This is a genomic window from Faecalibacterium sp. An77 (genome assembly GCF_002161315.1).
Classification (GTDB): domain Bacteria; phylum Bacillota; class Clostridia; order Oscillospirales; family Ruminococcaceae; genus Faecalibacterium.
On record NZ_NFHK01000003.1, the window covers coordinates 69227 to 88846 of the forward strand.

15 protein-coding genes and 1 tRNA gene are annotated in these 19620 nt (G+C 60.8%); 4 read left to right on the plus strand and 12 right to left on the minus strand.

The genetic code is table 11. The features are described 5' to 3' along the window. Nucleotides 1-261: 261 nt before the first annotated feature. The 4 genes from B5G28_RS02230 (at nucleotide 262) to B5G28_RS02245 (ending at nucleotide 6311) form a co-directional block, all read left to right on the plus strand. Nucleotides 262-1821, plus strand: coding sequence for an EAL domain-containing protein (locus B5G28_RS02230; RefSeq protein ID WP_087246021.1), 1560 nt, complete (start codon nucleotides 262-264; stop codon nucleotides 1819-1821). Then, nucleotides 1818-4046, plus strand: a complete 2229-nt coding sequence (locus B5G28_RS02235; RefSeq protein ID WP_087246023.1) for a SpaA isopeptide-forming pilin-related protein — start codon at nucleotides 1818-1820, stop codon at nucleotides 4044-4046. The genes B5G28_RS02230 and B5G28_RS02235 overlap by 4 nt, the downstream gene beginning before the upstream one ends. Nucleotides 4047-4061: 15 nt before the next feature. Beyond that, the gene (locus tag B5G28_RS02240; RefSeq protein WP_087246025.1) at nucleotides 4062-5513 is read left to right on the plus strand and encodes a polysaccharide biosynthesis tyrosine autokinase; all 1452 of its coding nucleotides are present in this window, start codon (nucleotides 4062-4064) and stop codon (nucleotides 5511-5513) included. Between the two features lie 102 nt (nucleotides 5514-5615). Next, nucleotides 5616-6311 carry a VanZ family protein gene (locus B5G28_RS02245; protein WP_087246027.1) on the plus strand — a complete coding sequence of 232 codons (696 nt, stop codon included), beginning with the start codon at nucleotides 5616-5618 and terminating at the stop codon, nucleotides 6309-6311. 114 nt (nucleotides 6312-6425) lie between these two features. On the opposite strand, the gene B5G28_RS02250 is transcribed toward B5G28_RS02245, so the two are convergent. The 12 genes from B5G28_RS02250 to B5G28_RS02305 form a co-directional block, all read right to left on the minus strand. Continuing rightward, nucleotides 6426-6514: transfer RNA gene (locus B5G28_RS02250), tRNA-Ser, on the minus strand. A gap of 96 nt (nucleotides 6515-6610) precedes the next feature. Next, the gene (argF, locus tag B5G28_RS02255) at nucleotides 6611-7525 is read right to left on the minus strand and encodes an ornithine carbamoyltransferase (RefSeq protein ID WP_087246029.1); all 915 of its coding nucleotides are present in this window, start codon (nucleotides 7523-7525) and stop codon (nucleotides 6611-6613) included. A gap of 15 nt (nucleotides 7526-7540) precedes the next feature. Further along, nucleotides 7541-8734 (minus strand): aspartate aminotransferase family protein, encoded by a 1194-nt coding sequence (locus tag B5G28_RS02260; protein WP_087246030.1) that lies wholly within the window; start codon nucleotides 8732-8734, stop codon nucleotides 7541-7543. A gap of 105 nt (nucleotides 8735-8839) precedes the next feature. Further along, the gene (gene argB / locus B5G28_RS02265) at nucleotides 8840-9694 is read right to left on the minus strand and encodes an acetylglutamate kinase (RefSeq protein ID WP_087246032.1); all 855 of its coding nucleotides are present in this window, start codon (nucleotides 9692-9694) and stop codon (nucleotides 8840-8842) included. Between the two features lie 18 nt (nucleotides 9695-9712). Then, nucleotides 9713-10939 carry a bifunctional glutamate N-acetyltransferase/amino-acid acetyltransferase ArgJ gene (gene argJ, locus B5G28_RS02270; protein ID WP_087246034.1) on the minus strand — a complete coding sequence of 409 codons (1227 nt, stop codon included), beginning with the start codon at nucleotides 10937-10939 and terminating at the stop codon, nucleotides 9713-9715. Between the two features lie 111 nt (nucleotides 10940-11050). Continuing rightward, nucleotides 11051-11989, minus strand: a complete 939-nt coding sequence (gene argC, locus B5G28_RS02275) for an N-acetyl-gamma-glutamyl-phosphate reductase (RefSeq protein WP_087246036.1) — start codon at nucleotides 11987-11989, stop codon at nucleotides 11051-11053. Further along, complete coding sequence (argH, locus tag B5G28_RS02280) at nucleotides 11986-13386, minus strand: argininosuccinate lyase (protein ID WP_087246038.1); 1401 nt, start codon at nucleotides 13384-13386, stop codon at nucleotides 11986-11988. The genes argC and argH overlap by 4 nt, the downstream gene beginning before the upstream one ends. 196 nt (nucleotides 13387-13582) lie before the next feature. Further along, nucleotides 13583-14815 (minus strand): argininosuccinate synthase, encoded by a 1233-nt coding sequence (locus B5G28_RS02285; RefSeq protein WP_087246040.1) that lies wholly within the window; start codon nucleotides 14813-14815, stop codon nucleotides 13583-13585. A gap of 635 nt (nucleotides 14816-15450) precedes the next feature. Continuing rightward, a complete protein-coding gene (locus B5G28_RS02290; RefSeq protein ID WP_087246042.1) occupies nucleotides 15451-16056 on the minus strand; it encodes a hypothetical protein in 606 nt (201 codons plus the stop codon). Between the two features lie 79 nt (nucleotides 16057-16135). Next, nucleotides 16136-16774, minus strand: a complete 639-nt coding sequence (locus B5G28_RS02295) for a hypothetical protein (protein WP_087246044.1) — start codon at nucleotides 16772-16774, stop codon at nucleotides 16136-16138. A 454-nt stretch (nucleotides 16775-17228) separates the two neighbouring features. Further along, the gene (locus B5G28_RS02300) at nucleotides 17229-18104 is read right to left on the minus strand and encodes a GNAT family N-acetyltransferase (protein ID WP_087246046.1); all 876 of its coding nucleotides are present in this window, start codon (nucleotides 18102-18104) and stop codon (nucleotides 17229-17231) included. Continuing rightward, the gene (locus B5G28_RS02305) at nucleotides 18091-18918 is read right to left on the minus strand and encodes an MYG1 family protein (RefSeq protein ID WP_087246048.1); all 828 of its coding nucleotides are present in this window, start codon (nucleotides 18916-18918) and stop codon (nucleotides 18091-18093) included. Before B5G28_RS02305 ends, B5G28_RS02300 begins: the two co-directional genes overlap by 14 nt. Between the last annotated feature and the right edge of the window lie 702 nt (nucleotides 18919-19620).

Genomic DNA, 19620 nt, shown 5'->3' on the forward strand with positions numbered 1-19620 from the left:
TTTTACACTGCTTCATCCCTTTTTGTACCTAATAAATAGCATAAAACCTCAGGACTGTCAAGCATAAAAATGCCGGTGACGAAACTTTACACACTCAGGTAAAAATGATATAATAAAAGCGTTAAATTCTTTGTCCTCCGGCATTTTTTGTATATTTTAACCAGATCATCGCCCCTGTTTTTTGCACTCTGCAGCCCTGGACCCCATCCGGGCTGTTTATCCTTTATTCCATGTATTTTTGCAGGAAGGAGCCGCTCCCGAATGAAAAAACTGATCGCCCTAGTCGGCGTGCTTTTGGTCATTGCCGGTGCGCTGGCCGTCGCTTTCACGCCCGACATTCTGTCCCTGCTGATCATCAGTCTCATGTGTCTGATTCTGCTGCTGGGGTTCAGCGCCGGCATGGTGCCTTTGATGCTCTATGCCGACGGACTGCGGACCGCACGGGGCAACATCGTCCATTTGTCCGAGATCAGCACCGACACCCCCTGGGTGGCGCTGCAGCAGCTGGAATATTTCTTCCACCAGAAGACCCTGGACGGCCTGTTCGCCCTCTACCGCAGCAAAATCAACGAGCAGCAGAAGGAAGATCAGGTCCCCAGCGACATTGAGGACGTCATCAACGAGGAAGCCCTGGCCCTGCGCAGCTGGCAGAACGTGGTGAACCAGATCCCCGGCACCATGACGGCCCTGGGCCTGCTGGGCACCTTCCTGGGCCTGATTGTGGGCATCAGCAGCATCAGCTTCAGCTCGGTGGACGCCACCATCAACAGCATCGAGACGGTGCTGCAGGGTATTGACGTGGCTTTCTACACCTCCATCGTGGGCGTTATCTTCTCGATTTTGTTCAACCTCTGCCACAAGCTGCTGTGGAACCTGCTGGTGCGGGAGCTGGGCCTGTTCACCGAGAGCTTCCATATGTACATCATGCCCAGCGCGGCCGAACAGACCCGGCTGCGCCGCAACAAGGAAATGCAGCAGATTCTGGAGCGGCTGGAGCGGCTGCCCAAGAATCACGGCTACATGCCGGCGGCAGCGCCTGCGGCCGCCGTCCTGAACCCGGGCAACGAACAGCGCCTGATGCCCGAAATCCAGGAGGGCATGAAAAACGGGGAGTTCATCTTCTACGTCCAGCCCATCTGCGACCTGAACACCCGGGCCATCATCGGCGGCGAAGCCCTGATGCGGTGGAAACACGGCGATTTCGGCCTGGTGCCTCTGGACGACTTCATCTCGGTGGTGGAGAGCAACGGCTACATCACCAAGCTGGACCAGTACATCTGGGAGGAGGTCTGCAAGACCATCCGCCACTGGATCGATTCCGGCATACGGCCGGTCCCCCTGGCCATCAACATCTCCAAGACCGACCTGATGGCCATTGACCTGATCCAGTTCTTTAAGACCCTGATCCACAAATACAAAATCCCGCCCCGGTATCTGGAGCTGGAAATCGCCGAGAGCGCCTACCTCCAGTGCGAAGGGGCCGCCCGGGACACCGGCGACGTGCTGCAGCAGGCCGGTTTCCGCCTGGTGATCGACGGCTGCCAGGACGATTTCATGGGCATGCTGGCCCTCAAGGAGGCCAAGACCGACGCCCTCAAGCTGGATCTGCGGTATTTTTCCGACGACCAGCACCGCGGCGCCGAGAAGCTGCAGGCCGCCCTGGAACAGGCCAAAAAGTTCCGTCTGCCGGTGATTGCCTCCGGCATCGAAAACTCCGAACAAATGACCATCCTGCGCCGGGCCGGATGCACTTCGGGCCAGGGCTACTATCTGTATAAGCCCATGTCGCTGCAGGAATTTGAAGAGCTGATCAAGCGATGAAGAGACATAACAAGTCAAAAAACAGCGGCGAGCCGCTCAATTACTGGCAATCCACCGCAGATATGATGTCGGCGCTGCTGCTCATCCTTCTGCTGGTGATTATGCTGTTGCTGCTGTACATCATCCAGATTCCCGAGGAGGACTACATCGACCTGTACCCCGGTTCTTCCTCCAGCCAGGCCGCCAGCTACGAAGACGGCGGCTGGGGCGGTGACGAGGAGGGCGGCTACGATGAGCCGGACGACGATGACGGCGGCGGCTGGGGCGGCGGTGGCGGCGGCGACCAGGGAGACGGCGAGGACGACTACGAGTTCCCGGTGGCCGGCGGCGGCGCAGGCCTGGCCAGCGGATACGGAAAGACCGCCGTCTATGTCATGGTCACCGACGCTGAGACCGATGCCACCATCAAGGAGGCCGGCATCCAGTTCGAGCTGTACACCACCGACGGCGCCATGCAGTTCCTCAACACCTATTACCCCCGCCGGATCGAGTACCGCAAGTACGAGACCACCACCGAGGGTGTGTTCTACCTGCCTGAAAAAATCCTGCAGGGCCACTATTATTTCCACGAGCTGACCGAGCCGGAGGGCTATGATTCGGCCGGCAACATCGAGTTCTGGGCCAATGAGGACCGGGACTGGGACGAACCTCTTGTGGTGGTGGTCCCCCTGATGCCCTCCAAAAACGTCATCCGCATCCAGATGACCGACGCCGACACCAACCAGCCGGTGGACGGCGGCGTCTATGACGTCATCGCCGCCGAGGACATCATCACCAAGGACGGCACCCTGCGCTACAGCGCCGGCCAGACGGTGGACCGGATTGAGTGCAACGAAAACGGCTACGGCGAGAGCATCGAGCTGTATCTGGGCGAATACACCCTGGTCCAGACCAGCGCGCCCCGGTACTACGCCTCCGACCTGGAAGAGCGGAATTTCACGGTGGAGAAAAAGGAGGACGGCCTTCTGGCCCCCATCCACAAGATCACCTGCGAAAAGACCACCGTCACCGTCCAGGTGTCGGATGAACTGTATCCCAGCGAAGGGCTGGGCGACATCACCTTCCGCCTGACCCAGGGCGGCGTGGGCACCACCATGGTTTCCACCGACGAAAACGGCCAGCTGATTCTGACCGATCTGGAAAAGAACACCACCTACCGCCTGCGCCAGCTGGAAAGCGCAGACAACTACCGTTTCAGCGACGCCGACTTTGTGTTCAGCGTATCGGCCGACGGACGGGTGGAGGAAGAAGCGCAGAAGAGCTATGTCATCACCAACCGGCTCATCCGGGCCGAGATCAGCGTGGTGGACCGGGTGCTGCGCAGCCATGTTTCGGACTTCAATGTGGCCCTTTATGACTCCCAGGATCAGCTGGTGGGCGTGTGGGATTCCACCGCCCTGGCCCGCAGCCTGGAGGGCCTGGAGCCCGGCATCTATTATCTGGTGCTGAACGGCAAGACCGAAAAGCGCCAGGCCATTGAAATTCAGGACACCGCCGAAATCCAGATCATCAACGTTCCGGTCTGGACTACGGTGGGCGTGGGCATTCTGGGCCTGGTGGCGGCCCTGGTTCTGGGCCTGGCCGCCTTCCTGATCCGCCGGAGACAGCGCCGGGGTCCCAGCGACCTGCCGCCGCCCTCGGTGGAGCTGATCGCCGCAGTATCCCGGGCCGGCGCCGCCCAGGCGGCCGCCGAAACCGCCCCGGAGGCCAGCGGCAGCGAACCTCAGCCCGACGCCACTCCCGATGCAGAACCGGAAAGCCCGTCCGCTGAGCCGGAGGCCGCACCCGAAGCAGCATCGGCTGAGACAACGGCTGCACCTGTGCCCGAATCGGCCGACAAGCCGGAGGATGAACCTGCCCAGCCGGAAAGCCAGCTCGTGACCGCATCGGTCCAGGCAGAGACAGCGCCCGCCGGGACGGAAACCGCACCCGAGGCCCCACCGGCTGAGCCGGACACCGCGCCCGAGGACGGGTCCTCTGAGCCGGCGACCGAGCCTGCCGCCGAGCCTGCCCCGGCAGAAACGGCTCCTGAAGCCGAGTCTGCCCAGACGGAGCCGGCTCCCGAGGCCGCACCGGTCCAAACGGAAACGGCGTCCGAAACCGCAGCCGCCGGGCCGGTGGCTGCGCCCGAATCCACACCCGCAGCCCGGACCGAAACCCGCCGTCCCAAAGGCGGCAGCCATGCCAAGCCGCGCCGCTCCTGGTGGAAGCGGGATTCAAAATAAAAAGGGGGAGATGCCATGAACGATGAATATATCACCATACGGCTGAGCGATTTTCTGCACGCTCTGATCAAAAATCGCGGGCTGATTGCGGCCACCACCATTGCCGGTCTGGCCATCGGCGTGGTGCTGTCCATTGCCTCCTATATGCGGGGCGAAATGGCCAAAGGCTACAGCATTACCTCCTCCATCGCCGTCACCACCCAGGACGCGGGCGGCAACTTCACCACCAACACCAGCAACCCCGACTCCTCCGACATCCAGTTGGCCGAGGACATGGTGGATGCGGTGATCTATGTTCTCAAGAGCGACCGCACCCTCAAGGCCGCCATTCAGAACATCAAGCTGGTGGGCATTGTGGAAACCGATATCTACAAGAACCTGTACCTCACCCGGTACAAAGAGACCCAGATCATCGAGATGGACCTCACCTGGCGCAGCGCTGAGGAGGGGGTGGAGATCCTCAACGCCATCAACGAGGTGGCCCCCGAAATCCTTATCGAAACCCTCAAAATCGGCAGCGTGTCGGTCATCAACGAGCCCAAGGCCACCTACCGCATCGGCGGCAACGTCAACGCCTCCATGTGGCTGTACATGTCTTTGCTGGGTCTGGCCGTCGGCATCGGCTTCAGCTTCTTGAAGTTCCTGCTCCTGCCCACCGTCGTCAACACCAAGGACATCGAAAACACGCTGGGGCTGGAGGTTCTGGGCGAAATCCCCGAAAACGTGGAGTATTTCCGCCGCAAAAAGTCCCTGCTGGTGGAGGACGACGACCCCATAGGGGCCGAAGTCCGGGAGAGCTTTGTCTCGGCGGCCCATATCCTGCACAACCGTCTGGGCGTGGGGGAGCACCAGTGCATTTACATCACCTCTGCCGAGCAGGATGAGGGCAAGACCCATGTCGCCGCCAACCTGGCGGTTCAGCTGTCCGACCTGGAACACAAGGTGCTGCTGATCGACCTGGATGTCCGCAATCCCAGCCTGGGCGGGCTGTTCCTGGACAAAGTGGACTATGCCCACAGCCTGAACGCCCTCTACCGCGGAGACGCTTCGCCGGAGGACGTCATCACCCACCTGACCGGCTATCTGGACCTGCTGCCCTCCATTCTGGAGCCCAAGGAAATCCCCCTGAGCGATGCGCTGCTGACCCTCATCAAGGACCTGTCCCAGAACTACGACTACGTCCTGATGGACTCCGCGCCGGTGGGCCGTGTGGCCGAGACCCTGAGCCTCAACCGCATCGCCAAGTCGGCCCTGTTTGTCATCCGGTTCGACTATTCCAATATGAATACCATCCGGGATTCTCTGGAGCGGCTGGATAAGTCCGGCATCAACCCGCTGGGCTGCATCGTCAACCGGGTCAAGACCCTGGGCGACAAACTGAACAACAACTACAATTACGAGAGCGAAGGTTCTGCCTCCCGCCGCGGCCGGGGCAGCTCCTCCGGCAAATCCTCCAGCCGGCACTGACGCCGGCCGGGATATCCCATCCTTTACCGTCACAGGCCTGCCTCTTGTCTTCACGGGGCAGGCCTGCTTGGTGATTCATCCATCTCAGACCAGGAGTTTTCTATGGCATTTGACTTCAACCTGTTTTTCCTCTGGGCCATCCTCTATTTGCTCGGGTATCTGGCCACCTTTGCCGCCGTGTGGCACAATCTGTCCAGCCGCCGGATGCTGCCGGCCCTGACGGCCGCCTTCCTCTTTCTGTACCTGTGCGCAATGGTTTTTTCCGGCCTGCTGTACCAGTATTTCGGCGACGATGTGATGGTTCTGTACTGGATCCTGGTCTGTTACGTCCTGGGCCTGGCGGCGTATCTGGTGCGGCTGCTCTGGCGGGACCGGGCCGAGATCAGCCGCCAGCCTCTGCTGTTTCTTTTCGCCAATCTGGCGATGGTCCTCTATATCACACTGGGTTCCCGCCTCAGCGACATGTACAGCCGTGAAGTCCGGATGGTCCCCTTTCAAAATCTGATCCTGGCGGTCAGCACCGGCAACTTCTCCATCCTGAACCACTCCATCCTCAATATGCTGCTGTTTCTGCCCACCGGCATCCTGCTGGCCCTCCTGGGCCCCCGCCGGATGCGCCGGGTGGAGATCGGCTTTCTGCTGGGCCTGGTGCTGTCGGTCGCCATTGAGACCGTCCAGCTGACTGCCAAGCTGGGCACCTGCGACCTGGACGACATCATCAGCAACGCCCTGGGCGCGGCGGTGGGCGTTCTGCTGTGCAATCTGCTGATTCCGCGCCGGCCGGCCCGCAGGCACTGAAACCCCTGGCACCATCTTTCCATCCAAGCACAAAGCGGCGGGAGGCCAAACCTCCCGCCGCTCTTTTTATGGCACAAACAAAAAAGAAGGGCATTTGCCATGCCCTTCTTTTTCTGGCGGAGACGGTGGGATTCGAACCCACGTGCCCTTGCGGACAACTTGATTTCGAGTCAAGCTCGTTACGACCACTTCGATACGTCTCCCTATTCAGGCTGCGGCGGATATCCGCTGCAGCCCTATTATTATAACAAAAACCCGCCGGAACGTCAACCTTCCCGGCGGGTTTTGCGCAAATTTTCTTACTTGCCGGCCAGCAGAATGGACAGCACAGCCTTCTGGACGTGGAGGCGGTTTTCCGCCTCGGTGAAGATCTCGTCGGCGTGGTCCTCAAAGACCGCGTTGGAGATTTCCTCGCCCCGGTGGGCGGGCAGGCAGTGAAGGACCATGGCGTCGGGTTTGGCTCCCTGCAGCAGCTGATTGGTCAGCTGATAGCCCTGGAAGTCCCGCATCCGGCGCTCGGTTTCCTCCTCGCCGACGGTGTTGTTCCAGACGGCGGTGACCACCACGTCGGCGTCCCGGACGCCCTCCCGGGGGTCATGGAGCAGGGTAAAGGCCGAGCCGTACTTATGGGCGAACATCAGCACATCCGCCGCCGGGCGGTAGGCCGGGGGACAGACGCAGGTGACCTGCATTCCGGCCAGCAGGCCGCCCACAATCAGGCTGTTGGCCATGTTGTTGCCGTCGCCCACAAAGCAGAGCTTCTGGCCCGCCAGGTCACCCCGCCGCTCCCGAATGGTCATCAGGTCGGCCAGCACCTGGCAGGGATGGGCGTAGTCGGTCAGGCCGTTGATGACCGGGACACCGGCGTATTCCGCCAGCTCTTCCAGGTCCCGCTGGCGGTAGGTCCGCCAGACGATGCAGTCGTAATAGCGGCCCAGCACCCGGGCGGTATCCCGCAGGGGCTCGCCCCGGGCGGCCTGCAGCTCGGTGGCGGCATTCATATAGCTGCCCAGACCGCCCAGCTGGTAGACGCCCACCTCAAAGCTGGTGCGGGTCCGGGTGGAGGTCTTGGAGAACATCAAAGCCACGCTCTTGCCCTCCAGCAGGTGAGGCGTACCGCTGGCCTTCTGGGCGGCCTTCAGCTCGTCGGCCACGTCCAGAATGTGGTACAGCTCCTCCCGGGTCAGGTCGTTCATTTTCAGCAGATGCTTCATGTCGTCCTCCCTTGCTCAGGACTGGACCGGGTCCAACCCGCACAGCACCTCATCCAGAATTACCAGGGCCCGCTCGATGTCGTGGGCGGTCACCACCAGCGGCGGCAGCAGCCGCAGACGGGTCTTGGCGGTCAGGACCAGCAGGCCCCGCTCCCGGCAGGCTGCCAGCACATCGGCTGCGTTGACGCCATCCTCAAACTGGATGCCCAGCATCAAGCCCAGGCCGGTGACGCCCTTCACATGGGGCAGACGCTCCAGGCCGGCCCGCAGCTGGGCGGCGTGCTCCCGCACACCGGCCAGGAAGCTCTCGTCCAGCCGTTCCAGCACCACGTTGGCGCCGGCGCAGACCACCGGGTTGCCGCCGAAGGTGGAGCCGTGGCTGCCGGGACCCATGCCGGCGGCCACCTTCTCGCTGACCAGCACGGCGCCGATGGGCAGGCCGCCGCCCAGGCCCTTGGCCAGAGTGACGATGTCGGGCCGGAGGTTGAACTGCTCACAGGCCAGGAAGGTGCCGGTGCGGCCCACGCCGGTCTGGACTTCGTCCACAATCAGGACCAGGTCCTTTTCGTCGCACAGGGCCCGCACAGCCTGGACAAATTCCTGGTCCAGGGGCACCACGCCGCCCTCGCCCTGGACCAGCTCCAGCATGACGGCACAGGTGTGCTTGTCCACCAGCTTGGTCAGAGCCTCGATGTCCCCCGCGGGGGTGTAGAGGAAGCCCTCGTTGAAGGGTCCGAAGTAGTGATGGAAGGTATCCTGACCGGTGGCGGTCAGGGTGGCGATGGTGCGGCCGTGGAAGCTGTTCACCAGGGTGATGATCTGGTCCCGGCCTTCGCCGTAGTGGTCAAAGCTGTACTTCCGGGCGGCCTTGATGGCGCCCTCGTTGGCCTCGGCGCCCGAGTTGCCGAAGAACACCTTGCTCATGCCGGTGCGGCGGCACAGCCGCTTGGCCAGCTTGGAGCAGGGGGAAGTGTAGTACAGGTTGGAGGTGTGCTGCAGCTTGTGGGCCTGCTTGGAGACGGCCTCGGCCCAGTTCAGGTCGCAGTAGCCCAGGCTGTTGACCCCAATGCCGCTGGTGAAGTCCAGATAGCTCTGGCCCTCGGGGCCGTAGGCGTGGAGGCCGTGGCCCTTCTCGATGACGATGGGGTTGCGGTTATAGGTATGCAGGACATAGTCGTTGTCCCGCGCAATGACTTTTTCGGAATCCATAGTGTTGCCTCCCTGATCTTGAAACAATCGGATGGGACATCCGCCCCGCCAGGGGCGGAGATATGGGAGCCCGTCCGGCCTGCCATACGGCGGGCCGCGGGCGGCTTATTCCCGGTGGCTGCGGCGGTAGAACCGGGTGCCCGAGCCACGGTTGGAGAACAGTTCCAGCAGAACGGTGTGGGGGACCCGGCCGTCGATGATGACCGCCTCATGGACGCCCTGATAGATGGCGTCGGCCATGCCGCCGATCTTGGGGATCATGCCGCCGGCAATGATGCCGGCCGCCTTGTAGCCCTCGATCTCGCTGACCTCCACCTCGGGAATCAGGGTGCTCTCGTCGTCCTTGTCCCGCAGCAGGCCGGCGATATCGGTCATGGAGACCAGCTTCTCGGCCTTGAGGGCAATGGCGATCTGGGCTGCGGCGGTGTCGGCGTTGACGTTGTAGGGCTGGCCCAGGTCATCCATGCCCACGGTGGCGATGACAGGGATATAGCCCCGATCCAGCAGGCTGGAAATCAGGGTGGTGTCCACATGGACCACCTCGCCCACATAGCCCAGCCGGCTGTCCATTTCGGCGCAGCGGAGCATCTGGCCGTCCATGCCGCACAGGCCCACGCCGCGGCCCCGGAGCTTGGCCACCAGGTCCTTGTTGACCTTGCCGGCCAGCACCTGCTGGACGATCTCCATGGTGGCCTGGTCGGTGACCCGCAGGCCGCCCACAAAGTGGCTCTCGACCCCCACCTTTTTCAGCATGTCGTTGATGGCCGGGCCGCCGCCGTGGACCAGCACCACCCGGACCCCCAGCAGGGTCAGGGTGACCAGGTCGTTCATGACGGCGTTCTTCAGGTCTTCATTGATCATCGCGTTGCCGCCGTACTTGATGACCATGGTTTTGCCGTGGTATTTCTGGATGTAAGGTGTTGCCTCCGAAAAGAGGAGGGCCATTTGTTCGTTTTTCATATGCTTTCTTTCCCGCTCTCAGGTTCTGTAATCCCCATTGATTTTCACGTAGTCATAGGTCAGGTCGCAGCCCCAGGCCTTGGCGCAGGCGCTGCCCAGGCCCATTTCCACCCGGACAAGGATATCGTGCTCGGCCAGCACCTTGGCGGCCTCCTCCTCGCTGTAGGGGTGATAGGCTGCGTTCTCGCAGACATACACCTCGCCGGCGGCGCTGGACAGCCAGACGCAGACCTTATCGATGGAGAAGTCCCCCGGCGTATAGCCGATGGCGCAGAGGATACGGCCCCAGTTGGCGTCCCGGCCAAAGACTGCCGCCTTGAACAGGTTGGAGCAGACCACGCTGCGGGACACCGCCCGGGCGGTCTTGAGGTCGGGCGCACCCGACACCTCGCAGGTAATCAGGTGGGTGGCGCCCTCGCCGTCGCCGGCGTGCTCGGCGCACATATGCTCGGCAATAGCGGTCAGAGCCTCCACAAAAGCGTCGTAGTCGGGGCCCTCGGCGTCCACCACCGGGTTGCCCGCCAGGCCCGAGGCCATGACGATCAAGGTATCGTTGGTGGAGGTGTCCAGGTCCACGCTCATCTGGTTGTAGGTGCCGGGCACCACTTCCCGCAGGGCCTTCTGGAGCATGGCGGGGCTGACCGCCGCGTCGGTGGTGTAGAAGGCCAGCATGGTAGCCATGTTGGGGGCGATCATGCCGCTGCCCTTGCCGATGGCGCCCACGGTGCAGGTCTTGCCGCCCAGCTCAAACTGGATGGCATACTCCTTTTTGTGGGTGTCGGTGGTCATGATGGCGGTGGCGGCGTCGGCGCTGCCCTCGGCAGTGGCGGCCAGCTTGGCAGCCGCCGCCGGGATGCCGGCTGCAAAGAGATCGATGGTCATGGGCTGGCCAATCACGCCGGTGGAGGCGGGCAGCACGTCCTTGGCCGGGATGCCCAGGGCCTCACCGGTCAGGCGGCAGCATTCCTCCGCCAGCTCCACGCCGTTGGCGGCGCAGGTGTTGGCGTTGCCGCTGTTTACCAGGATGGCCTGGGCGTAGCCGTCGGCCAGGTGGGCGCGGTCCACCTTGATGGGCGCGCCGCAGACCTTATTGGTGGTATAGACGCCCGCCGCCGCACAGCGGACCTCGGCCTTGATGAGGGCCAGATCGTACTTGGTGCGGTTGGCGCGGATGCCGCAGTGGACGCCCGCTGCCGCGAAACCTTTGGGGGCACAGATGCCGCCCGAAACCTCCTGATACTTCATGCTTTTCCTCCTTCGATATCCTTTCCAGTTCCTCTTTTGCGTTTGGGGCCGTCCGCGGCGCGTCTTTCCCAACATCGCGGCCGCGGGGATTTCTCTGAGAGCGGGCGGGGTTTATTCCAGCCCGGCCGTCTCGTCCAGACCCAGCATAATATTCATGCACTGCACCGCTGCGCCCGACGAACCCTTGCCCAGGTTGTCAAACAAGGAGATCAGCAGCATCTGGCTGCCGTCGGGGCTGGCGGTGGTGTACAGTTCGATCCGGTCGGTGCCCTGCAGGGCGCCGGCGGCCAGCATCCCGTCCCCGGGCAGCTGGCCCAGGGGATGGACGGTGAACAGCTTTTCTCCGGCGTAGTAGTCGGCCAGGGCCTTGCTCACCGCCTCCGGGGTGACGCCGGGCAGCAGGTCCATCCGCAGGGGGACGGTGACCTCCATGCCCGAATAGTAGTCGTCCACAATGGGGCAGAACACCGGGGCAGCGGTCAGACCCGAAACCGCCGTCATTTCCGGCAGGTGCTTGTGGTGGAGGGTCAGGCCATAGGCCCGGGGGGTGCTGTAGAGGGCCGGACGGTCGGCGTCCTCATACTCGGCGATCATCTTCTTGCCGCCGCCGGAATAGCCGGTGAGGCTGTGGCAGCTGAAGGGATAATCCGCCGGGACCAGTCCCATCTCCACCAGGGGCCGGGCCAGCACGATGAAGCCGGAAGCATGGCATCCCGGCACGGCCACCCGGTTGGCGGTGCGGATTTTTTCCCGCTGACCCCGCAGCTCGGGGAAGCCGTACACCCAGCCCGGTGCGGTGCGGAAGGCGGTGGAGGTGTCCAGCACCTTCACCTCCGGCTTCACCAGGGGGATGACTTCTTTGGATGCCGCATCGGGCAGGCAGAGGAAGGCTAGGTCGGCCGAATTGATGACGGCGGCCCGCTTTTCCACGTCCTTGCGGTCGGCTTCGGCAATGTGGAGCAGCTCCAGCTCCGGCCGGCCGGCCAGCCGGTCCGCAATCCGCAGGCCGGTGGTGCCGGAGGAGCCGTCGATGAATACCTTGTAGCTCATGCCTTTTCCTCCTCCCAGGCGGCCAGGGCCTCCTCGGCCTGCTGAATCTGACGGCGGACGCTGGCCGCGCTGGGGCCGCCGTAACTGGTGCGGCCCTCGCAGCAGTTGACCAGATCCACCGCCGCATACACGTCCTGCTCAAACAGGGGGCTGTAGCTCTGGTATTCCTCCATGGTCAGCTCCTCCAGGACCTTGCCCTTGGCGATGCAGTCGGCCACCATCTGGCCGGTGAGCTTGTAGGCATCCCGGAAGGGCATTCCCTTCTTGGTCAGGTAGTCGGCGCAGTCGGTGGCATTGATGAAGCCGGCTGCGGCGGCCCGGCGCATATTGGCGGGCAGGGTCCGCATGGTATCCAGCATGGGGGTGATGGTGGTGAGGCAGAGGGACAGGGTATCCACCGCGTCAAAGATGGCCTCCTTGTCCTCCTGCATGTCCTTGTTGTAGGCCAGGGGAATGCCCTTCATCATCACCAGCAGGGTGTTCAGGTCGCCGTAGACCCGGCCGGTCTTGCCGCGGATCAGCTCGGTGACGTCGGGGTTCTTCTTCTGGGGCATGATGGAGGAACCGGTGGTGAATGCGTCGTCCAGCTCGATGAACTTGAATTCCCAGCTGCACCACAGGATGATTTCCTCCGACAGGCGGGACAGGTGCATCATGCAGACCGCCATGGCCGAGGCCAGTTCAATGCAGAAATCCCGGTCGGACACGCCGTCCATGCTGTTGGGGCAGGGGCCGGCAAAGCCCAGCTTCTCGGCGGTAAAGGCCCGGTCCAGGGGATAGGTGGTGCCGGCCAGGGCGCCCGAGCCCAGGGGACACTGGCTGTCCATCCGGCGGGTGGCGTCGGCGAAGCGGCCCAGGTCCCGCAGGAGCATCCAGGCATAGGCCATCAGCGCGTGGCCAAAGGTGACGGGCTGGGCCCGCTGCAGGTGGGTGTAGCCCGGCATCACCGCGTCGGTGTTTTCGCCGGCCTTCTTGCAGATCACCCGGATCAGATCGGCGATCAGGCCCTGCAGCCGGACGCTCTCATCCCGCAGGGTGAGGCGGATATCCAGGGCCACCTGGTCGTTGCGGCTGCGGCCGGTGTGCAGGCGCTTGCCGGCATCGCCGATGCGGGCGGTCAGGGTCTGCTCCACAAAGGTGTGGACATCCTCGGCAGCGGGATCAATCTCCAGCTGGCCCGAGGCCAGATCGTCGGCAATGGAGGCCAGGCCGCCCAGAATCGCCTCGCAGTCCGCCTCCGAAATAATCCCCTGGCGGGCCAGCATGGCGGCGTGCACGCCGCTGCCCTTCATGTCCTGGGCAATCATCCGCTGGTCAAACCGGATGGAAGAATTGAAATCATTCACGCGGGAGTCCACCGCTTTGGAAAAGCGGCCTTTCCAGAGTTGTTCAGCCATGTGGGGCTCCTTTCAAAACAAGATCACAGACCGGCCTGTCCCCAGCGGCATTTGCCGAAAAACGGCAAAGCCGCCGCAGGAAGTACACGTCCTGCGGCGGTGCCGCCGGCCTCACGGCCGGTGAGGTGTTACCTTTGCCCGGAAAGTGTGAAATGACGGGCAAAGGGGAAGAAAGCAACGCAATCTCTTTTGCAGATTAGTCCTTGGGCCAGCTCTTGGACAGCTTTGCCCGCTCCTTGATGGACAGGCCAAACAGGTTGATGAAGCCGGCGGAATCAGCCTGGTTGTAGTCCTCGTCCTCGCCGAAGGAAGCAGTCTGCTCATCGTACAGAGTGTAGGGCGAGGTGACGCCGGCGTTGATCATGTTGCCCTTGTACAGCTTGAGCTTGACGTCGCCGGTGACGGTCTTCTCCAGGCTGTCGGCGAAGGCGTCCAGAGCCTCGCGCAGCGGGGTGAACCACTGGCCGTTGTAGACGATGTCGGCGTACTTCTGGGCCAGCTGAGCCTTGAAGTGAGCGCTCTCCTTGTCCAGGGTGATGGTCTCCAGGACGTTGATGGCCTTGTACAGGATGGCGCCGCCCGGGGTCTCATAGACGCCGCGGCTCTTCATGCCCACCAGCCGGTTCTCGACGATGTCCAGCAGGCCGATGCCATTCTCGCCGCCCAGCTTGTTCAGGTACTCCACCAGTTCCACAGCGCCCATTTCCTTGCCGTCCACAGCGGTGGGGATGCCCTTCTCAAAGTGGATGGTCACATAGGTCGGGGTGTCGGGAGCCTGCTCGGGGCTGACGCCCAGCTCCAGGAAGCCCTCCTTGTTGTACTGGGGCTCGTTGGCGGGGTTCTCCAGATCCATGCCCTCGTGGGACAGGTGCCACAGGTTCTTGTCCTTGGAGTAGTTGGTCTCACGGCTGATCTTCAGGGGGATGTTGTGTGCCTCGGCGTAGTCGATCTCCTCGTCACGGCTCTTGATGTCCCACTCACGCCAGGGAGCGATGATGGCCATTTCGGGGCAGAAGGCCTTGAGGGTCAGCTCGAAACGGACCTGGTCGTTGCCCTTGCCGGTGCAGCCGTGGCAGATGGCGTCAGCGCCCTCGGCGATGGCGATGTCGGCCAGAGCCTTGGCGATGCAGGGACGTGCAAAGGAGGTGCCCAGCAGGTAGTCCTCGTACTTTGCGCCGAACTTCAGGGTGGGGAAGATGTAGTTCTCCACGAAGTCCTTCTTCAGGTCCAGGACGTACAGCTTGGAAGCGCCGGTCTTCTTGGCCTTCTCTTCCAGGCCGTCCAGCTCGGTGCCCTGGCCCACGTCGCCCGACACGGCGATGACCTCACAGTTGTTGTAGTTTTCCTTCAGCCAGGGGATGATGATGGAGGTATCCAGGCCGCCCGAGTAGGCCAGCACAACCTTCTTGATGTCTTCCTTTTTCTTCATGACTCCTCGCTCCTTTTCGCGTAGTTTTGTAAGTTTCACACTTTCGGCCGCACGCCCTTTGGTGCGGCGCCAGCGCCTCGTGCGCTACTGTCATTATTATACGCCGCGGGCATTTATCGTCAATGCAGAAAAATAACAAACCTTTTGGCATTTCCGGGGCGGATTTAAGGCATTTTGTATTTTTATGCAGTTTTTGCTGTATAATTATCGTTATATGCAATCATAGATTAAAACTTTCCCGCCCCGCCTGAGGCGGGAGGCACCCGCCCTGCGGGCTTTCCTCTTGCGGTACCCTGAATTTTCTGCGCGTCAAAGATAACGCTTGAAAATTCAGACCGCTGCGTCAAACACAGCTCCCTGCTGGACGCAGTCGATGTGTTTGCCCCACAACAAACAATGCGAGGGCCAGCTCGTGAGAGCCGGCCCTCGCAGAGGGACCCTATCTTTCGTGACGCAAAAGTTCTTTTGTTTTGGTGCGATCAACAACAGAAGGAATATTGGTTAGACATTCCCCTTTGTCGTCACATCGGATGGGTGTATACCCGGGCAGTCAGGCGGTCTCACACCCAACGCCCCTTATATCACTCCCGGCCATGGTGCTGCCGGGGTGTTATAAGTAATTTTTCTCTTAGCTCTTAGCGCTCCAGAGTCTTCATGGCTGCAGTCCGAGTGATAGTACCAGCCACATAGTAGGTCACATGGCCAGCAATATCGGTGGAAGAAGCCATCACGATGGTGCCTTCATAGCTGCAAGCATAATACTTAGTGCCAGCCGTGGCGTTGTTACCCAGGGTGTTCTTCTGCAGAGTTTTAACGATCTCATTTACTTCCTTGCCAGCCATCTTGGCAGCAGCAGTCTCGTTCAGAGCACCGCGAACCTCTTTAACCACCAGCATAGTATCGACAACTTCATCAGCAGCCGAAGGTGCAGATGCATTCAGAGCGGGGAGGCTAGAGACAACCTTTGCACCAGTCAGCTTCTGGATGGCGTCAAAATCAACCGCCTTCAGCTCGATTGCATCCTGCAGAGCAGACAGCAGCTTAGCATCGGAAGTAAAAGTAACCTTAACCTTGTTGGCAGGATCCTGTGCATCATTGGCAGCGTCAACAATGATGGTGCTGTTACTGGGCTCAACAACAGTACCGTTGTTATTGCTGCTGCTATTGTCACCACAGCCAGCCAGCATGCTGACTGCCATCAGGCCAGCCAGAACCAGAGAAGCAATCTTCTTGAGTTTCATAGTGAATGTATCCTCCTTAATGGATATCGTATCAAAACCAGGCTAAATCCAAGCGCTATTTTGTGAAGCACAGAATAAATTAAGCTTCCAGCTTCTTCTCAGCAGCAGTCTGAGTGACGGTAAATGCTGCATAGTACTCGGTGTTGCCTGCGCCGTTCTTCACAGAAGTCATGGCAACAGTACCAGTGTAGCTGTAATCGTAGTACTTATCACCAACCTGGGTGGTGCCCTTCTTATAGCTGGTCTCGGGCAGCTTAGCAGCCACGTACTGATCAAAAGCCTTAGCAAAGCTCATCACGGCAGCTTCTTCAGTCCAAGCATCATTGTGACCCACATAAACGACAAAGAGCTTGGTGACACTCTTGCCATCGGTAGTATTGCTGGTAAACTCGTTTGCCACATTCCAAGCTGCGCCCTGCTCTACACCGTTGAGGTTGTAAAGCTGTGCTGCAACTTCATTAGACGTATCGTTGCCCCGATAGCCAACTTGCTTTACTGCCTTGGCCAGGTCAGCGCTCAGAGTGGAATCAGCAGTAACGGTAACCTTGACATCGTTGTTGCTGTTCTGCTCATCATTGAAAGCAGAGACAATGGAAGAAGAGGTGCCGGGCTCCACAACAGTGCCGTTGCCATTGCTGCTGTTGTCACCACAGCCAGCCAGCATGCTGACAGCCATCAGGCCAGCCAGTGCCAGAGAAGCAATCTTCTTGAGTTTCATAATGAATTTTTCCTCCTTATGGTGTATAAAAGATAGAGACCCAAAACAGGTTCAAAGGAAGGTCCTTTCCTTTGTGTGCCTATAATAACATACCCCCCCCGGTGTCAAGACCCGATTTCAAATTTTTTCCTTTTTGCTTTATTTTTTATAGTTTGGGAAGGTCCATCTTGGATACAAACCGTTTTGAGGCGGGAGGCGTGGAGGAATTTTCACTGGGTTGGTCCGGGGTTTCCTTTGCAGTTTTCTCAGATGTTTCACTGTTTTTTCTCCGGCCGTTCCCGGGTGTTTATACTTTTTGGTCGAAAAGCGGCTTTCTATCCAGAGCCCCGGCGGTCTGAATTTTCAAGTGTTATCCTCGAAATTCAGGGCACCACAAAATGAGAGCCCGCAGGGCTGAGGGAAACAAAAAAGCGCCTGCACACAACATGCAGACGCTTTTTATTGGAAAATTCATTTATTTCCCCCGCCGGGAAGGGGCGGGGTGATTGTATTTGTCCAGGACCTGTTCCACCTCGGCGGGGTCCAGCTGGAGGCGCACCGGTTCCGGGGCGCTGTTGCCCTTGCGCAGGGGCAGCCACCAGGTGGACAGGCCCACCCAATGGCCAAACTTATAGGCGGTGTGCTTGTTTCGGCCCACACAGACAAAGCCGAACTTCTCATGGAACCGCTCGCTGGCGGGGTTGGGGTCGGCCAGCAGGGCGTAAACATTCCAGTAGCCCTGGAGTTTGAGCAGCTCCAGCAGAGCGCCGTACAGAGCCGCTCCCACCCCCGCCGAACAGGCGTCGGGGGCACAGTAGATGGTGCTCTCTACGTCCCAGGCAAAGGCCTCCCGGGGGTGATAGCGGTGGGCACAGGCATAGCCCAGCAGATGGCCGGACCCGTCCCGGGCCAAAATCAGGGGCGCCCGGGCCAGGGTATCCTCCACCCAGGCCTCATATTCGGGCAGGGTGGACGGGGTGATCTGCAGGGTGGCGATCCGGTTGCAGACGTACCAGTTGTAAATTTCCAGAATCTCCGCTGCGTCGTCCCGGGTCGCCATGGACAGCCGTGGACGGGCGTTTTCGGCCCAGGCGGCGCAGAGAGCCTCTTTTTCCGCCTTGGTCAGCTTTTTCAGGGCAGCTTCCCGCCGCAGGGCCTCCGATTTATCGGCGCACCGCTCCAGATATGCCATGCTCTCTGCCCCAAAGGCACGGGTTGCCCTGGCTCCCTGGCCGGTTTTATGGGCATGAAGCCGGGCGGCGGGGTCATTGGTCCAGCCGGTGTACAGCTGTCCGCCCTCGCATCGGACCATATAGACGTATGCGGGGGCCAGCACCTCACGCGCGGCCATTGTTCTTCAGGACCAGACGGCAGGCCGCCACGGCGGTCTGCTTGTCTTTGGCGGTAATCAGGAACCGGCTGGCATGGCAGAAGCTGATGCCGTCCAGGCCGCTGCGGGCCTCAATCACATCCTGAGTCTGGCCGGCCCAGGAGGCGGGGAAGGGCAGTTTGGGCTTTTTGGTACGGTGATCTGTGACGCACTGGGCGCTCCAGCCGCCCCGCTGGCTGGGATAGACCACAAACAGAGCGTCGGTCTTATACAGGCCATTCTTCCAGGGCAGGTAGCAGGGCAGCACCACGATGCCATCCTTGGAGGCGGCATAGGCGGCCCGGACCTTTTCGTCGGCCCGATTGACGGCGTTGGCGGACTCGATCTGGCGGGTCAAAATCTGTTTGGCCACTGCCACCGCCTCAAAGAACCGGTCATCCGAGCTGTCGGGGGAATCCCAGGTGGGGTTAAAGAAGCCGATGGCGTCGCAGAGGCTGTTCTGTTCGCCGGTATTATCGTTGAGGTCGAGGGGCTGAATGAAATTCTCATCGATGAGGCGGGCCTGACGCTCACCCACCAGGCCGGGGCCCAGCATCCGCCACAGCAGGCCGAATGCCGCATAGGGCACGCCGTTGGCCCGGGTTTCCCGGGGTTCGCGGTGATGGTCAAACATACCGTCTCCGATATCATAGACGATGCCGTCAAAGCCATCCGGCACCACAAAGCCCCGTGTCACCTTGATATCGGGGCGCAGAATCTGCAAAAGAGCGGTGGCAAACACATCATCGGCATGGAATTTGCCGGCATGAGTGAAACCGCGGGCTGGAATTTTCATAGGAGCACCTCTTGATCTCTGAAGCTGTTTTCGTATCAGTATACCACACTTTCCCGCCTTCCGCACCCGCTTTTCCCGCTTTTTTGAAAAAAAGCTTGGCAAAAAACTTTAATGGGTACCATACAGTTTCCGGGTCTCCGGCAGTTCCGCGGGGCCGTTACGCTCAGGCTCGTTCCCGGCGTTTGTGCCTGCGGCACGGTACGATGCAAACCACCTCAAAACCTGATTTTTCGATCCGCCGAAAAACCATAAAATTAAAATCCCCGCCCCTGCGGTAAGCAGAAGCGGAGATTTTTGTATTTTATAGGGCTTTCCTATCTACCGGAAAGCAGCACACCAAAATAAAAGACAGATTCGGCCTCACAAAACCTTGGACTCACCGGGGCGCAGCCTAAAGCGGCTGAAACACTTTCCTCTTGCGGTGCCCTGCATTTTCAGCGCATCAAGGATGATGCTTGAAAATGCAGACCGCTGCGCCACTCACGGCTCCCTGTTTCATCCACTGGATGCGGTCGCCGTTCGTGCCTCTTGCGCTTAGCCGGTTTTTGCGGCGCGCCACGGCGGGCGCTTGCAAAAACCGGAGTGCGGCTCCGGGTTGCGGTGCCCTGCTTTTGCTTCGGGCGTCGTCGCGCCCTTGCAAAAGACAGACCGCTGCCCCTGCTCTGCCTCGGCTGCGCAGCCAACTGCAGCTCCCTGCTTCGT

What these genes read in the sequence shown, in the direction of transcription:
- B5G28_RS02245 (WP_087246027.1), top strand. Translation starts at nt 5,616, where the DNA reads ATGGCATTTGACTTCAACCTGTTTTTCCTCTGGGCCATCCTCTATTTG.
- argF (WP_087246029.1), bottom strand. Translation starts at nt 7,525, where the DNA reads ATGAAGCATCTGCTGAAAATGAACGACCTGACCCGGGAGGAGCTGTAC.
- B5G28_RS02290 (WP_087246042.1), bottom strand. Translation starts at nt 16,056, where the DNA reads ATGAAACTCAAGAAGATTGCTTCTCTGGTTCTGGCTGGCCTGATGGCA.
- argH (WP_087246038.1), bottom strand. Translation starts at nt 13,386, where the DNA reads ATGGCTGAACAACTCTGGAAAGGCCGCTTTTCCAAAGCGGTGGACTCC.
- B5G28_RS02260 (WP_087246030.1), bottom strand. Translation starts at nt 8,734, where the DNA reads ATGGATTCCGAAAAAGTCATTGCGCGGGACAACGACTATGTCCTGCAT.
- B5G28_RS02235 (WP_087246023.1), top strand. Translation starts at nt 1,818, where the DNA reads ATGAAGAGACATAACAAGTCAAAAAACAGCGGCGAGCCGCTCAATTAC.
- B5G28_RS02240 (WP_087246025.1), top strand. Translation starts at nt 4,062, where the DNA reads ATGAACGATGAATATATCACCATACGGCTGAGCGATTTTCTGCACGCT.
- B5G28_RS02305 (WP_087246048.1), bottom strand. Translation starts at nt 18,918, where the DNA reads ATGAAAATTCCAGCCCGCGGTTTCACTCATGCCGGCAAATTCCATGCC.
- argJ (WP_087246034.1), bottom strand. Translation starts at nt 10,939, where the DNA reads ATGAAGTATCAGGAGGTTTCGGGCGGCATCTGTGCCCCCAAAGGTTTC.
- argC (WP_087246036.1), bottom strand. Translation starts at nt 11,989, where the DNA reads ATGAGCTACAAGGTATTCATCGACGGCTCCTCCGGCACCACCGGCCTG.
- B5G28_RS02295 (WP_087246044.1), bottom strand. Translation starts at nt 16,774, where the DNA reads ATGAAACTCAAGAAGATTGCTTCTCTGGCACTGGCTGGCCTGATGGCT.
- B5G28_RS02230 (WP_087246021.1), top strand. Translation starts at nt 262, where the DNA reads ATGAAAAAACTGATCGCCCTAGTCGGCGTGCTTTTGGTCATTGCCGGT.
- B5G28_RS02300 (WP_087246046.1), bottom strand. Translation starts at nt 18,104, where the DNA reads ATGGCCGCGCGTGAGGTGCTGGCCCCCGCATACGTCTATATGGTCCGA.
- argB (WP_087246032.1), bottom strand. Translation starts at nt 9,694, where the DNA reads ATGAAAAACGAACAAATGGCCCTCCTCTTTTCGGAGGCAACACCTTAC.
- B5G28_RS02285 (WP_087246040.1), bottom strand. Translation starts at nt 14,815, where the DNA reads ATGAAGAAAAAGGAAGACATCAAGAAGGTTGTGCTGGCCTACTCGGGC.